Origin of the sequence: Streptomyces sp. DH10, assembly GCF_029813805.1 — a bacterium.
Lineage (GTDB): Bacteria > Actinomycetota > Actinomycetes > Streptomycetales > Streptomycetaceae > Streptomyces > Streptomyces coeruleofuscus.
Map to the genome: position 1 here is coordinate 462,166 of NZ_JARVKU010000002.1, position 13,442 is coordinate 475,607.

Here is a 13,442-nt window from a genome sequence, read left to right on the forward strand (position 1 = left end):
TCCCCATGCTTTGCCTGGCGGCAGACCGGAGCAAGTTATGGCAAACCGGTGGGCGTGCCGCCTCGTGACCCAAGACACGTACGAAACCGTTTCGTTCTCATACGGGGTTGCGCTACATTCGTGACGTACGAAACCGTGTCGTTCGGAGCAGGAAGGTGAGCGAGATGGCTGAGACCGCCACCGTGCGTCGCAGTCGGATCACGCCCGAGCGGGAGGCCGAGCTGTACGCGGCCGTGCTCGACCTGCTCCGCGAGGTCGGCTACGACGCCCTCACCATGGACGCCGTGGCCGCTCGCACCCGGTCCAGCAAGGCGACGCTCTACCGCCAGTGGGGCGGCAAGCCGGAGCTGGTGGCGAAGGCGATCCGGCACAACAAGCCGGGCAGCATCGCCGACGTCGACACGGGATCGCTGCGGGGCGACCTGCACGCCCTCATCTCCCGTGAGGACGACTGCACCATGCAGCAGAACGCCGCGCTGATGCGCGGTCTGTTCATGGCGGTGCACGGCAACCCGGACCTGCTCCAGGCGTTCAAGGAACTGCTCATCGAGCCCGAGATGGAGGAGTTCCACCGGGTGGTGCAAAGAGCGGTCGACCGCGGTGAGGTCCAGGCCGGCCGCCCGGCGCTGGACTACATCGTGCACATGCTCGTCGGCGCGTTCGCCACGCGCACGCTCATCGACGACCAGCCTCCTACGCAGGAGTTCCTCACCTCGTACATCGACGCCGTGGTCCTCCCCGCCCTCGGCGCTCCCGTCGACTGACGACTTCCCCCGTCGACTGACGATTCCCTGAGCTAGCCCTCCACACCTGACGTCACCGCTCACGTCGTCGGGCTGATCAGCCCTGCCCAGAACCAACCCCACGACCTGACCGGGAGTACGCCCTCGTGGCCACATTCCTCTACAAACTCGGCCGGATCTCCTTCCGGCGGCGGCACTTCGTCGCCCTGATATGGGTGGCCCTGCTGACCCTCGCCGGTGTCGGCGCGGCCAGCGCCCCCGCCGCGGGCAACAGCTCGTTCTCCATCCCCGGCACGGAGGCGCAGAAGGCCTTCGACCTGCTGGAGCAGCGCTTCCCCGGCACCAGCGCCGACGGAGCCACCGCCCGTGTCGTCTTCAAGGCGCCGAGCGGCGAGAAGATGACCGACCCCGGCAACAAGGCGACCGTCCAGGAGACCGTCAAGGAACTCGCCGACGGCTCCGAGGTCGTCCGCGTCACCGACCCGTACCAGGCGAAGGCCGTCAGCAAGGACGGCACGGTCGCCTACGCGCAGGTCTCGTACAAGGTCTCCGGCATGGAGCTGGAGGACTCCTCCCGCGACGCCCTGGAGGACTCCGCGCAGGACGCACGGAAGGCCGGGCTGACCGTCGAGATCGGCGGTGACGCGCTCCAGACCGTCCCGCACACCGGCACCACCGAGATCATCGGCATCGCGGTCGCCGCGGTCGTCCTCGTCATCACCTTCGGCTCGCTGATCGCGGCCGGTCTGCCGCTGCTGACGGCGCTCATCGGCGTGGGCATCGGCGTCTCCTCGATCACGGCGCTGGCCAGCGCGCTGGACCTGGGCTCGACGACCTCCACCCTCGCGATGATGATCGGCCTCGCGGTCGGCATCGACTACGCGCTGTTCATCGTCTCCCGCTACCGGGCCGAACTCGCCGAGGGCCGCGACCGGGAGGACGCGGCGGGCCGGGCCGTCGGCACGGCGGGCTCCGCGGTGGTCTTCGCGGGCCTCACGGTCGTGATCGCCCTGGTGGGCCTGTCCGTCGTCAACATCCCGATGCTGACGAAGATGGGCGTCGCGGCGGCGGGCACGGTGGCCATCGCGGTGCTGATCGCCCTGACCATGATCCCGGCGCTGCTCGGGTACGCCGGCCGGAAGGTGAAGCCGGCGGGGGAGAAGGGCAAGCTGCTCGGCCGGGCCAAGGCGCAGGAGAAGCAGGACAAGCCCGTGAAGCCGAACCTGGGCACGCGCTGGGCGAGCTTCGTCGTCCGCCGCCCGGTCGCGGTCCTGCTGCTCGGCGTCATCGGCCTCGGCGCGGCGGCCGTCCCGGCGACGAGCCTGGAACTGGGCCTGCCGGACGACGGCTCCCAGCCGACGTCCACCACGCAGCGCCGCGCCTACGACCTCCTCTCCGAGGGCTTCGGACCGGGCTTCAACGGCCCGCTGATGGTCGTGGTCGACGCGAAGGCCAGCGACGACCCGAAGGCGGCCTTCACGGCGGTCGGCGACGAGATCAAGGGCCTCGAGGACGTCGTCACGGTGACGCCGCCGGCGCCCAACAAGGCCGGCGACACGGCGACGATCACCGTCATCCCGGACTCCAAGCCGTCCTCGGTCGCGACCGAGGACCTGGTCCACTCCATCCGCGGCAAGGGTGCCGGGATCAAGGCCGACTCCGACGCGAACGTGCTCGTCACCGGCCAGACGGCGATGAACATCGACGTCTCCGAGAAACTGAACGACGCCCTCATTCCCTACCTGGTCCTGGTGGTCGGCCTGGCCTTCCTCCTCCTGATCGTGGTGTTCCGCTCGATCCTGGTCCCCCTGAAGGCGGCCCTCGGCTTCCTGCTGTCGGTGATGGCGGCCCTCGGCGCCGTGGTCGCGGTCTTCCAGTGGGGCTGGCTGGCGGACCTGATGGGCGTCGAGCAGACCGGCCCGGTCATGTCGATGATGCCGATCTTCATGGTGGGCGTGGTCTTCGGCCTGGCGATGGACTACGAGGTCTTCCTCGTGACCCGGATGCGGGAGGCCTACGTCCACGGCGAGAAGGCCGGCCAGGCGGTCGTGACGGGCTTCCGGCACGGCGCCCGGGTGGTGACGGCCGCGGCGGTCATCATGATGGCGGTCTTCGCCGGCTTCATCGGCTCGTCCGAGTCCATGGTCAAGATGATCGGCTTCGGCCTCGCGATCGCGGTCTTCTTCGACGCGTTCGTCGTCCGCATGGCCATCGTCCCGGCCGTCCTGGCCCTCCTCGGCCGCAAGGCCTGGTGGCTGCCCAGGTGGCTGGACCGGGCGCTGCCCAACGTGGACGTGGAGGGCGAGGGGCTGCGCTCGGCGTCCGGGGACCAGGACAAGGAACTGGTACGCGCCTGACCGCACCCTGACAGAGCGGCCGGTGAGGGCCCCGTAGGGACGGGGAGCCCTCACCGGCTCTTGTCATGTCACGCGTGCTCTTGTCACGCGTGCGGGTGGAGGACGACCTTCGTGTAGCCCTCGACGCGCTTGTCGAACTTCTCGTACGCCGTCGGCGCCTGGTCGAGCGGAAGCTCGTGCGAGACGACGAAGCTCGGCTTCGCACGGTCCTCGATGATCAGGTCACGCAACTGGCGGTTGTACCGCTTGACGTTGCACTGACCGGTACCCATGCGGAGCCCCTTCTCGAAGAGGCGCCCGATGGAGACCATCAGCATGCCCTGCTTCGCCTGCTCGTCCGGTCCGCCGGGGTCGCGCGGGACGTACAGACCGGGCACACCGAGCGCGCCCGTCGGCCGGACCGTCTCGACGAGCGAGTTCAGTACGGTCGCCGGTTCCTCGCGGTCCTCGTTCTGCGCCTGGGCCTGGTAACCGACTGCGTCGATCCCCTTGTCCGTGCCCCGGCCTCCTTCGGTCTGCTCCTTGATCTGCTCCACCGGGTTGCCCTGGGTGAAGTCGATCGGCACGGCTCCGATCTCCTCCGCCTTCTGCAGCCGCTCCGCCACCCGGTCGACCACGAACACCTTGCTCGCGCCGCGCAGCATCGCGGAGTAGGCGGCCATGAGCCCGACCGGACCGCCGCCGTAGACGGCGACGGTGTCACCGGGACGTACGTCGGCCAGTTCGTTGCCGTGGTAGCCGGTCGGGAAGATGTCGGCGAGCAGGACGAAGTCGGTCTCCTTCTCGGTGCCCTCGGGGAGCTTGAGGCAGTTGAAGTCGGCGTGGGGCACGCGCACGTACTCCGCCTGGCCTCCCACATAGGGCCCCATCGCGACATAGCCGTAGGCGCCGCCGGCGAAGCCCGGGTTCACGGTCAGGCAGAAGCCCGTGAAGCCGGCCGTACAGTTCTTGCAGAAGCCGCATGCCACATTGAAGGGCATGACCACCCGGTCGCCGCGGCTGAGCGAGGTGACCCCCTCTCCTGTCTCCTCGACGACCCCGAGGTTCTCGTGACCGAACACGATCCCCGGTTCCGCGGCGGTACGGCCCTCGTACATGTGCAGGTCCGAGCCGCAGATGGCGGTCGACGTGACACGGACGATCACATCGTTCGGGTGCTGGATCCGTGGGTCCTCCACTTGTTCTATCGCTACCTCGAAGGGGCCTTTGTACACGACAGCCCTCATCGTCACGCACCTCCAACTGTGTCGTGAGTCATATACCAGGCTGGTACATGATGAGACGATTTGCATCCACAGAGGAAAGGAAGTAGAGCCTTGTCAGGACGTATCGGCACATTGCTCGTAGCGGTTCCCGGCCTGTCGGGCGTCGTCTATCCGGAGGGGACGCGCGTGACGATCCGGGGCACCGGAGGGTCCGTCGACGGTTTCGTCGACGGGGACTGGCTGCCGCTCGCGTGGTGGGAGTTCGCGGACGTCCGGCCGGAGGACGCCACCGGCTGAAACCGCCTCGCGTGTCTCGTACACGCACCGCTAGCGTGCCCGCATGACGACGACAGCCGCCACGGGCGCCGAGAACTCCGGAGTACACCCCCGTTTCGCCGAGGCCCTGCGGGAGCTGGGGATCGAGGACCTCGCACGTCAGGTCCGCCGGTACCCCGAAGCCACCCGTACCGCCGCCGAGGCCGCCGCCGCGCTCGGGTGCGAGCTGAGCCAGATCTGCAAGTCGCTGATCTTCGCGGCGGACGGTGTGCCGGTGCTGGTGCTCATGGACGGGGCCTCCCGGGTCGACCTCGAGCTCGTGCGCAAGGAGCTCGGGGCGGAGAAGGTCACGCGGGCCAAGGCCGATGTCGTGCGGGAGACCACCGGGTACGCCATCGGCGGGGTGCCGCCCTTCGGGCACAGGACGAAGACGCGCGTGCTCGCCGACCGGTCCCTGCTCGGGCACGACGTCGTCTGGGCCGCCGCCGGGACGCCGTACACCGTCTTCCCCATGGCGCCCCGCGACCTCGTCGGCCACGCCGGCGGCACCCTCGTGGACGTGCGCGAGCTCTCCGCGTGACGCCCCTGGTCACCGCCGCCGTCCTGCTCGCCGCCGTCACGCACGCCAGCTGGAACGCCATCGCCCACAAGATCACCGACAAGCTGGCCGGATTCGCGCTGATCTCGGGCGGCGGGGTGGTCATCGGGCTGGCCCTGGCGCCCTTCGTGGCGTTTCCGGCGGCCCGGGCATGGCCGTATCTGCTCGTCTCCGCCGCCATACACATCGCCTACTACGCGCTGCTGATGAAGTCCTTCCGGCTGGGCGACTTCGGGCAGGCCTATCCCATCGCGCGCGGCACCGCGCCGCTCGTCGTCACCGTGCTCGCCGCCGTCTTCGCGCACGAGGTGCCCGACGGGTGGGCCGCCGCCGGTATCGCCCTGTCGTGCGCGGGGCTGACCGGCGTCGCCGTGTGGGGACTGCGCGGGCGCCGGCCCGACTGGGCGGCGATCGGGGCGGCGCTCGCGACCGGCCTGACGATCGCGGCGTACACCGTCGTCGACGGCCTCGGCGTGCGCGCCTCCGGTTCCTCCCTCGGATACATCGCCTGGCTGATGGCGGTCCAGGGAGTCGTGATCCCCGCCTACGCCGTGAGCCGCTGGCGGAGGGAGACGGCCGCCGTTCTCCGGCCGTTCGCCGGGATCGGCCTCATCGGGGCCGCCCTCTCCGTCGCCGCCTACGCCCTCGTCCTGTGGGCCCAGACCAGGGCCGAGCTCGCGCCCATCGCCGCCCTGCGTGAGTCGTCGATCATCGTGGGCGCCGCCATCGGGGCCGTGTTCTTCAAGGAGCGGTTCGGGGCGCCGAGGATCGCGGCGGCCGGGCTGCTCGTCGTCGGGATCGGGCTGATGCTGCACGCCGGATAGGCCGGGCCAGGCGGGTGCGTCCAGCCGGTGGGAGGAGCACCCTGGAACTAAGTGTTCCGGAGGTGATCGTCATGATGCACACCACAGTGGGATGGCACGTCGAGATGGAGTTCCGGGAGGACGACCAGCACACCCAGGCGGTGGCGCTGGTCCGGCTGCCCGACGGCAGCGAGGTACGGGCGCACGGGCACGCGAGCCGGCACCGGACCGACGCCAATCAGCCCAGAGTCGGGGAGGAGATCGCCGGCGCCCGGGCACTCAACGAGCTCGCCATGCGACTGCTGACCAAGGCGCACGACGAGATCGACCAGGCGTCGGGGCGGACCTCCCACCCGATTCACGTCTAGGGCCCCAGGGCTCCCCGCACCGCTCGCACCAGCCCCTGCGCCCGCGGATCCGCCGTGACCGTCTTGCGGAAACCGTTGGTGACATAGCCGAAGGCGATCCCGGTGTCCGGGTCGGCGAAGCCGAGGGCGCCGCCGCGGCCCGGGTGGCCGAAGGAGCCCGGCGTGAGGAAGGGCGAGGCGCTGCCGTGCAGCATGTAGCCGAGGCCGAAGCGGGTGCCGACCACCAGGACGCGGTCGGGGCCCGCCGACTCCTCGGCCCGGGCCAGCTCGACCGTCTCCGGCGTGAACAGGCGTGAGGCGCCGGCGGTGTCGCCGATCAGCGTCGCGTAGAAGCGGGCCAGTCCGTCCGCCGTCGCGATGGCGTTGGTCGCGGGGAGGGCCGCCGCGCGGTAGGCCGGGTCGTTCTGGTCCGGGAACGGGGTGATCGCCGTGAAGGCCCGGCGGGTCAGGGAGGCCGGGTCCTCGTAGGCCTCGGTGACCGAGCGCTTCGGGCGGGCGCGCAGGCCGCCGGCCGGCTCGGGCCCGTCGACGCGGCCCACGCGCCCGACCCGGCCGGCCTCCGCGTCCGGCAGACCCAGCCAGAGGTCCAGGCCCAGCGGGCCGGTGATCTGCGACGCGAGCCATGCGCCGGCGCCCTGCCCCGTGACGCGTCGCACGATTTCGTCGAGCAGCCAGCCGTAGGTGAGCGCGTGGTAGCCGTGGTCGGTGCCCGGTTCCCAGGCGGGGGCCTGCGCGGCGACCGCCTCCGGGCCCCGCAGCGGGTCGAGGGCCTGCTCGGGGGTGAGCGGGTGGTCGAGGACGGGGACGCCGGCCCGGTGGTTCAGGACGTGCCGGACCAGCACCCGCTCCTTGCCCTGGGCCTTGAACTCCGGCCAGTAGTGGCCCACCGGCGCGTCCAGGTCCAGTTGCCCGCGCTGGTGCAGCAGCAGGAGTACGGCGGCGGCCACACCCTTCGTCGCCGAGCGCACGACCTGGGCGGTGCCGCGCTCCCAGGGGTCCGTGCCGTCGACGTCCTTGGTGCCGGCCCACAGGTCGACGACCCGCTGCCCGTCCCGGTAGACGGCGACCGCCGCGCCCCGCTCCCCGAGCGTGCCGAAGTTCCGTACGAACGCGTCCCTGACCGGCTCGAAGCCCTCGGCCACTGTGCCGTGCACGTCCACGTCCGTACTCCTCGTCTCGCCGATCCGACTCGATCCCCTTTCAACCAAGCACGATCGTCACGTCGATGTTCCCGCGGGTCGCGTTCGAGTACGGGCAGACCTCGTGGGCCGCGTCCACCAGCTTGCCCGCGAGGCCCGGGTCGAGGACGGGGAGCGAGACGCTCAGGGCGACCGCGAGGCCGTAGCCGCGCTGCTTGTTGGGGCCGATGCCGACCTTGGCGGAGACCGTGGAGCCGGTCAGGTCGTAGCCCTCGCGGTTGCCGACGAGGATCAGCGCGTTGTGGAAGCAGGAGCTGTAGCCGGCCGCGAAGAGCTGTTCCGGGTTGGTGCCGTTGCCGTCGCCGCCGAGCTGCGGGGGCATCGCGACCCTGAGGTCGATCTGGCCGTCCTGGCTGGTGACATAGCCCTCGCGGCCGCCGTGGGCGGTGGCCTCGGCGACATACATGATCTTCGTCGGGCGGGTGTCGACGACGGCGGCGTCAATCATGGCTGGATCCCCCAGAACAGGTGCGCACTAATACATCGCGCACAAGGTACCGGCCGGTAGGAAAGCGTCTGTCCAGCAGGGGGTGATAACCGGGGGTAACGGGCGATCAGTGCGGGCGGTTCGGGGCTGCCTGCGATGCCTCCGCCAGCCGCCACAGCTCTTCGCGCAGACGCGTGACCTCCGGTGGAGCGAGCCCCGTCGCCGCCAGCAGGGCGCCCGGTACGCCCGCCGCGCGCTCCCGCAGCTCCTCCCCGGGCTCGGTGCAGGCGACCAGCACCGAGCGCTCGTCGTGCGCCGCGCGCTCCCGGCGGACGAGTCCCAGGCTCTCCAGCCGCTTGAGCAGCGGCGACACCGTGCCGTAGTCGAGCCTCAGCGCGGCGGCCAGCTCCTTGACCGTGGTCTCACCGCGCTCCCACAGGACCAGCAGGACCAGGTACTGCGGATAGGTGAGGCCGAGCTCGTCGAGGAGGGGGCGGTAGGCGGACGTCACCGCCCGCTGGGCCGCGTACAGCGCGAAGCAGAGCTGGTCGTCCAGCAGCAGCGAGCCCTCGGTCTCCTCGTTCGTCACGCGCCCATTGTCACCGAACGCGGATCGAAACCGAACGGCAGCTCCAGCCGGTGGGCGCGCATCAGCTCCTCGTCGGAGAGCAGTTCGCCGGTCGGGCCGTCCGCCGCGATCACGCCCTCGCTGAGGATCAGCGAACGCGGGCACAGCTCCAGGGCGTACGGCAGGTCGTGCGTGACCATCAGCACGGTCACGTCGAGGGAGCGCAGGACGTCGGCCAGCTCGCGGCGGGAGGCGGGGTCGAGGTTGGAGGAGGGCTCGTCGAGGACGAGGATCTCCGGTTCCATGGCGAGCACGGTCGCCACGGCCACCCGGCGGCGCTGGCCGAAGGAGAGGTGGTGCGGCGGGCGGTCCTTGAACTCCGCCATGCCGACCCGCTCCAGCGCCCGGTCCACGCGCTTCTCCAGCTCCGGCCCCTTGAGCCCGGCCGCGGCGGGCCCGAACGCCACGTCCTCCCGGACGGTCGGCATGAAGAGCTGGTCGTCCGGGTCCTGGAAGACGATGCCGACCCGGCGCCGGATCTCCGCCATGTGCTGCCTGCCGACGGGCAGCCCGGCCACCTTCACCGTGCCGGTGCCACCGGTCAGGATGCCGTTGAGGTGGAGCACGAGGGTCGTCTTGCCGGCGCCGTTCGGGCCGAGCAGCGCGACCCGCTCGCCGCGCGCGACGGAGAAGTCGACGCCGAAGAGGGCCTGGTGTCCGTCGGGGTAGGCGAAGGCCAGACCGGCCACGTCCAGTGAGGGGGTCACATCAGTCACAGGGCCCATCCCAGCAGACAGACGGCGAGGGCGGCACAGGGGAGGGTGAGGGCGTACGTCCACTGCGCCCGGGACGCGGTCACCTCGTCGATGACCGGCATGGAGCCGGCGTATCCGCGGCTGACCATGGCCAGGTGCACGCGCTCGCCGCGCTCGTAGGAGCGGATGAACAGGGCACCCGCGGACTTGGCCAGGACGCCCCAGTGCCGGACGCCCCTCGCCTCGAAGCCGCGCGACTCCCGGGCGATCCGCATGCGCCGCATCTCGTCCGTGATGACGTCCCCGTAGCGGATCATGAAGGACGCGATCTGCACGAGGAGCGGCGGGAGCCTGAGCCGCTGGAGGCCGAGGAGGAGTTCGCGCAGTTCGGTGGTGGCGGCGAGGAGGACGGAGGCGGCGACGCCGAGCGTGCCCTTGGCGAGCACGTTCCACGCGCCCCACAGGCCGTTGACGCTCAGGGACATCCCCAGGACGTCGACCCGCTCGCCCTCCGCCACGAACGGCATCAGCACCGCGAACGCGACGAACGGCACCTCGATCAGCAGCCGCCCCAGCAGGAACCCTGCGGGCACGCGCGCGACGTACGCCACGGCCCCGAGCAGCACGGCGTACAGCCCGAACGCCCACATCGCCTCCCGCGGCGTCGACACCACGACCACCACGAAGGCGAACACGGCGGCGAGCTTGGTGTGCGGCGGCAGACCGTGCACGGGCGAGTGCCCGTGCCGGTAGAGCTTGTGCGCGTGCCCGGCTCCCATGTCAGACGCTCGTCGTGCTGGGGGTGCTCGTCGTGTCGGTCGTGTCCGACGGGGACGTGGCGTCCGAACGGCGACGGCGTACGGCCCAGAAGACCGCGCTGCCCGCGACGACCGTGACCCCGACACCGATGACACCCGCCAGGCCTCCGGACAGGCGGGCGTCGTCGACGTCCTCGACGCCGTAGTCGGCGAGCGGGGAGTCCGCCACGGCGTGCTCCTCGGCCTTCTTGTCGATGCCGTGGTCGGCGGCGACCTTCTCCAGGCCGTCGGGGTCGGCGGAGGCGTAGAAGCTGACGAACCCGGCCAGGACCAGGGAGGCGACCAGGCCCGCCGCCCACACCTTGCGGTGCGAGGTCCGGGCGGCCGCGGGGGCGGGCTCCGGCTCGGCGCCGGGGGCGTCGACGAGTTCGCCGTTCACCCGCAGCTTGAGCTTGTGCGTGAGGCCGCGCGCCCCGTACACCAGGTCCGGGCGTACGGCGATGACCGAGCCGACGGTCAGCGCGGTGATCACGGCCTCGCCGATGCCGATCAGGAGGTGCACGCCGACCATGGCGGTGGCGACCTTGCCGATCGACACGTCGGTGGTGCCGCCGATCGCGTACATCAGCGTGAAGGCCAGGGCGGAGGCCGGCACGGAGACCAGGGCGGCGACGAAGGAGGCCACGGTGACCGACCGGCGGGTGCGGGGCAGCACCTTCACCAGGCCGCGGAAGAGGGCGTAGGCGACGACCGTGGTGACGATCGCCATGTTGGTGATGTTGACGCCGAGCGCGGTCAGACCGCCGTCCGCGAAGAGGATGCCCTGCATGAGCAGGACGACGGAGACGCACAGGACCCCTGTGTAGGGGCCGACGAGTATCGCGGCGAGCGCACCGCCGAGCAGATGGCCGCTGGTCCCCGCCGCGACGGGGAAGTTCAGCATCTGCACCGCGAAGATGAACGCCGCGACGAGTCCGGCCAGCGGTGCCGTCCGCTCGTCGAGTTCCCGGCGCGCGCCGCGCAGGCTCACGGCGATGGCGCCCGCGGCGATCACACCGGTGGCGGCGGAGGTGGGCGCGTTGATGAATCCGTCAGGTACATGCACCGTTCGATGATGTGGCTAGATGCGAACGATTTGCAAGAGCGTGATGCTCGTTTTATCTCATCCGTGATATGTCCGGCCTCGACGGGCGTAATGCAGAAAATATGCGACATTGGAAGGGGAGTGGACGCACAGTCTCCACGCAGGTAGCGCACGGTGAAAGGCCCGTCCGATGTCCGTAGTCGAGCAGTACGCGCGAGCCCATATCGTCACGGATGCGGACGTCCCGCTGGACGCGGAGCGGGAAGCGGTCCCGGTCACGCTGCGCTACGACCCCGAGCGGGACCCGGGCGCCGTACGGATCGGGCTGCCCGGAGCCGGGGCGCGCGAGTGGACCTTCGACCGCCGGCTGTTGGAGGAGGGGCTGCGGGCCCCCATGGGCAGCGGCGAGGTCCGGGTGTGGCCGTGCGGCCGGGTGCAGGCCGTCGTGGAGTTCCACTCCGCGCAAGGGGTCTCGGTGGTGCAGTTCGAGCGGCAGGCGCTGCTGCGGTTCCTGCGGCGCACGTACATGGCCGCCGTGGAACCGGTCACTCACTGAGCTTCGAACCCGGGGCTCAGCCGCCCATTTTCAGCAGCGCCGCCACGATCGGCCCGGCCGTCTCGCCGCCGTGGCCGCCCTGCTGGACCACGCCCGCGGCCGCCAGATCGCCCCGGTAGGCGGTGAACCAGCCGTTCGGCTTCTTCTGCCCGTCGACCTCGGCGGACCCGGTCTTCGCGCCGGCGTCGCCGCCCACCCCGGCCATCGCCTCCGCGGCCGTGCCGTAGTCGGCCGTGTACGACATCAGTTCACGCAGCTGGGACAGCGTGCCCGCCGACATCGTGCGCGAGGCCGTCGCGAGCTTGCGGCCGTCCACGTCCGGGGAGACCAGATACGGCTGGCGGAAGGTGCCGGACTTGACCGTCGCCGACACCGACGCCATGTTCAGCGGGTTCATCCGGACCCCGCCCTGCCCGATCAGCGAGGCGCCCATCTGGGCCGCCGACTGCACCGGCACCGCGCCGTCGAAGGACGGCACACCGATCGCCCAGTTGTTCAGCCCCAGGCCGAAGACCTGCTGGGCCTGCTTGGTCAGGTCGTCGTCCTTCAGCTTGGGCGCCTGGCTGATGAAGGCCGTGTTGCAGGAGCGGGCGAAGCTCGCCTTGAACGTGCCGTCCTTGATCTCGAACTTCTTGTCGTTCTGGAACTTCCAGTGCCCGTACGTGAAGTACTTCGGGCACGGGTGCTTCCTGTCCGCCGAGGCCAGGCCCTTCTCGAGCAGCAGCGACGCGGTGATGACCTTCATCGTGGAGCCGGGCGCGAGGGAGCCCTGGAAAGCGGTGTTGAAGCCGGGCGAGGCGTTGGCGGCGGCCAGGATCTCGCCGGTCGAGGGCCGCACCATGGCCACCGACGACCGGGCCTTCTTCGCGACCTGCTTCTCGGCCGCCGCCTGGAGGGCCGGGTCCAGCGTGGTCTTCACCGTGCCGGGCGTGCCCTTGCTCAGCTCCAGCAGGGTCTTGTCGGACAGGTCGTCCGACTCGGCCGACTTCCCGCGCTCGACCCGGAGCTCGATGCCGGCCTTGCCGCCCGCCTGCTTGCCGTACTTCTCGCGCAGCCCGTCCAGGACGGGCCCCAGCGAGGCGTACTTCTTCTTGGTCAGTTCGCCGCCGTCCCGGTCGAGCGCCTTGACCGGGGGCGTGCCCGCCTCGCCGGTGACCAGCTTGTCGCCGTCCTTCAGGTCGGGGTGGACGACCGCCGAGTGCCAGTCGACCAGCGGCTTACCGTCGCTCGTGCGGCGGAGTACGGTCAGCGCGCTGTCGTACGCCAGCGGCTTCTCGGTGCCCTTGTACGACACCGTGGCCTTGACGGAGAACGGCACCTTGTCGCCCGCGGGCGTGCCCGGGGCGAGGGTGACGTCCTTGATGTGCGCGTCCTTGGTGTAGCCGGTGAGCAGGGACTTCGCCGCGGCCGAGTCGTCCGTGGCCGCGGCGGCCTCGGTGACCTTCCCCGACTGCCATGCGGTGAGGAAGGCCTTGGCGGTGGTGGTGACCTCGGTCGCCGACAGGGGCCCGGTCTTCACCTCGGGCTTCTGGTCGGTGGAGGCCGACCGGGTGCCGTCGGCCGAGGCGCCGCCGTACAGCGCGTAGGCGCCGACCCCGGCACCGCCGACGACCACGGCGATCAGCCCGCCGATCACGGCGGGCCTCGTCTTCCCTCGCTCGGCGACGCGCCTTCTGTTGCCCACAGCTGTTCGTTCCTCCACGAATTCCCAGGGTCCCCGTTGCCCTCGGCTGTCCCAACGACGG

At 70.8% G+C, this 13,442-nt stretch carries 15 protein-coding genes; 7 read left to right on the forward strand and 8 right to left on the reverse strand.

Features of this window, described 5'->3' with window-relative positions:
* The first annotated feature begins 164 nt into the window (after positions 1 to 164).
* Both QC385_RS05735 and QC385_RS05740 read left to right on the forward strand, forming a co-directional pair.
* The gene (locus QC385_RS05735) at positions 165 to 764 is read left to right on the forward strand and encodes a TetR/AcrR family transcriptional regulator (protein WP_279540160.1); all 600 of its coding nucleotides are present in this window, start codon (positions 165 to 167) and stop codon (positions 762 to 764) included.
* A 125-nt stretch (positions 765 to 889) separates the two neighbouring features.
* Positions 890 to 3,100 carry an MMPL family transporter gene (locus QC385_RS05740; protein WP_279540161.1) on the forward strand — a complete coding sequence of 737 codons (2,211 nt, stop codon included), beginning with the start codon at positions 890 to 892 and terminating at the stop codon, positions 3,098 to 3,100.
* A gap of 83 nt (positions 3,101 to 3,183) precedes the next feature.
* Here QC385_RS05740 and QC385_RS05745 read toward each other — a convergent pair whose 3' ends face one another.
* On the reverse strand, positions 3,184 to 4,326 hold the full coding sequence (locus QC385_RS05745) for a glutathione-independent formaldehyde dehydrogenase (RefSeq protein ID WP_279540162.1): 1,143 nt from the start codon (positions 4,324 to 4,326) through the stop codon (positions 3,184 to 3,186).
* 90 nt (positions 4,327 to 4,416) lie between these two features.
* On the opposite strand from QC385_RS05745, the gene QC385_RS05750 reads away from it, so the two are divergent.
* The 4 genes from QC385_RS05750 to QC385_RS05765 all read left to right on the forward strand — a co-directional run bounded on the left by QC385_RS05750 (position 4,417) and on the right by QC385_RS05765 (position 6,350).
* Complete coding sequence (locus QC385_RS05750) at positions 4,417 to 4,602, forward strand: hypothetical protein (protein WP_150481382.1); 186 nt, start codon at positions 4,417 to 4,419, stop codon at positions 4,600 to 4,602.
* A 43-nt stretch (positions 4,603 to 4,645) separates the two neighbouring features.
* A complete protein-coding gene (locus QC385_RS05755; RefSeq protein WP_279540163.1) occupies positions 4,646 to 5,161 on the forward strand; it encodes a YbaK/EbsC family protein in 516 nt (171 codons plus the stop codon).
* Positions 5,158 to 6,003, forward strand: a complete 846-nt coding sequence (locus tag QC385_RS05760; protein ID WP_279540164.1) for a DMT family transporter — start codon at positions 5,158 to 5,160, stop codon at positions 6,001 to 6,003. The genes QC385_RS05755 and QC385_RS05760 overlap by 4 nt, the downstream gene beginning before the upstream one ends.
* 71 nt (positions 6,004 to 6,074) lie before the next feature.
* Positions 6,075 to 6,350 (forward strand): DUF1876 domain-containing protein, encoded by a 276-nt coding sequence (locus tag QC385_RS05765; RefSeq protein ID WP_279540165.1) that lies wholly within the window; start codon positions 6,075 to 6,077, stop codon positions 6,348 to 6,350.
* Here QC385_RS05765 and QC385_RS05770 read toward each other — a convergent pair.
* From QC385_RS05770 to QC385_RS05795, 6 genes are all read right to left on the reverse strand, one after another.
* Positions 6,347 to 7,510, reverse strand: coding sequence for a serine hydrolase domain-containing protein (locus QC385_RS05770; RefSeq protein ID WP_279540166.1), 1,164 nt, complete (start codon positions 7,508 to 7,510; stop codon positions 6,347 to 6,349). The genes QC385_RS05765 and QC385_RS05770 overlap by 4 nt on opposite strands.
* A 40-nt stretch (positions 7,511 to 7,550) precedes the next feature.
* Positions 7,551 to 7,997 carry an organic hydroperoxide resistance protein gene (locus QC385_RS05775; RefSeq protein WP_279540167.1) on the reverse strand — a complete coding sequence of 149 codons (447 nt, stop codon included), beginning with the start codon at positions 7,995 to 7,997 and terminating at the stop codon, positions 7,551 to 7,553.
* A 106-nt stretch (positions 7,998 to 8,103) separates the two neighbouring features.
* A complete protein-coding gene (locus QC385_RS05780) occupies positions 8,104 to 8,565 on the reverse strand; it encodes a MarR family winged helix-turn-helix transcriptional regulator (protein WP_279540168.1) in 462 nt (153 codons plus the stop codon).
* Positions 8,562 to 9,329, reverse strand: a complete 768-nt coding sequence (locus tag QC385_RS05785; RefSeq protein WP_279540169.1) for an energy-coupling factor ABC transporter ATP-binding protein — start codon at positions 9,327 to 9,329, stop codon at positions 8,562 to 8,564. Before QC385_RS05785 ends, QC385_RS05780 begins: the two co-directional genes overlap by 4 nt.
* Complete coding sequence (gene cbiQ / locus QC385_RS05790) at positions 9,317 to 10,078, reverse strand: cobalt ECF transporter T component CbiQ (protein ID WP_279540170.1); 762 nt, start codon at positions 10,076 to 10,078, stop codon at positions 9,317 to 9,319. The genes QC385_RS05785 and cbiQ overlap by 13 nt, the downstream gene beginning before the upstream one ends.
* A 1-nt stretch (position 10,079) precedes the next feature.
* Positions 10,080 to 11,162 carry an energy-coupling factor ABC transporter permease gene (locus QC385_RS05795; protein WP_279540171.1) on the reverse strand — a complete coding sequence of 361 codons (1,083 nt, stop codon included), beginning with the start codon at positions 11,160 to 11,162 and terminating at the stop codon, positions 10,080 to 10,082.
* Positions 11,163 to 11,331: 169 nt separating this feature from the next.
* Here QC385_RS05795 and QC385_RS05800 point away from each other — a divergent pair, with 169 nt between their 5' ends.
* Positions 11,332 to 11,697 (forward strand): SsgA family sporulation/cell division regulator, encoded by a 366-nt coding sequence (locus tag QC385_RS05800; RefSeq protein ID WP_279540172.1) that lies wholly within the window; start codon positions 11,332 to 11,334, stop codon positions 11,695 to 11,697.
* 16 nt (positions 11,698 to 11,713) lie between these two features.
* Here the strand turns inward: QC385_RS05800 and QC385_RS05805 are convergent, their stop codons facing one another.
* On the reverse strand, positions 11,714 to 13,381 hold the full coding sequence (locus QC385_RS05805) for a penicillin-binding transpeptidase domain-containing protein (protein WP_279540173.1): 1,668 nt from the start codon (positions 13,379 to 13,381) through the stop codon (positions 11,714 to 11,716).
* Positions 13,382 to 13,442: the final 61 nt, after the last annotated feature.

Bases quoted from the DNA above. Each gene is read 5' to 3' on its own strand.
- QC385_RS05735 (WP_279540160.1), top strand. From the start codon at position 165: ATGGCTGAGACCGCCACCGTGCGTCGCAGTCGGATCACGCCCGAGCGG.
- QC385_RS05745 (WP_279540162.1), bottom strand. From the start codon at position 4,326: ATGAGGGCTGTCGTGTACAAAGGCCCCTTCGAGGTAGCGATAGAACAA.
- QC385_RS05755 (WP_279540163.1), top strand. From the start codon at position 4,646: ATGACGACGACAGCCGCCACGGGCGCCGAGAACTCCGGAGTACACCCC.
- QC385_RS05765 (WP_279540165.1), top strand. From the start codon at position 6,075: ATGATGCACACCACAGTGGGATGGCACGTCGAGATGGAGTTCCGGGAG.
- QC385_RS05775 (WP_279540167.1), bottom strand. From the start codon at position 7,997: ATGATTGACGCCGCCGTCGTCGACACCCGCCCGACGAAGATCATGTAT.
- QC385_RS05785 (WP_279540169.1), bottom strand. From the start codon at position 9,329: ATGGGCCCTGTGACTGATGTGACCCCCTCACTGGACGTGGCCGGTCTG.
- cbiQ (WP_279540170.1), bottom strand. From the start codon at position 10,078: ATGGGAGCCGGGCACGCGCACAAGCTCTACCGGCACGGGCACTCGCCC.
- QC385_RS05800 (WP_279540172.1), top strand. From the start codon at position 11,332: ATGTCCGTAGTCGAGCAGTACGCGCGAGCCCATATCGTCACGGATGCG.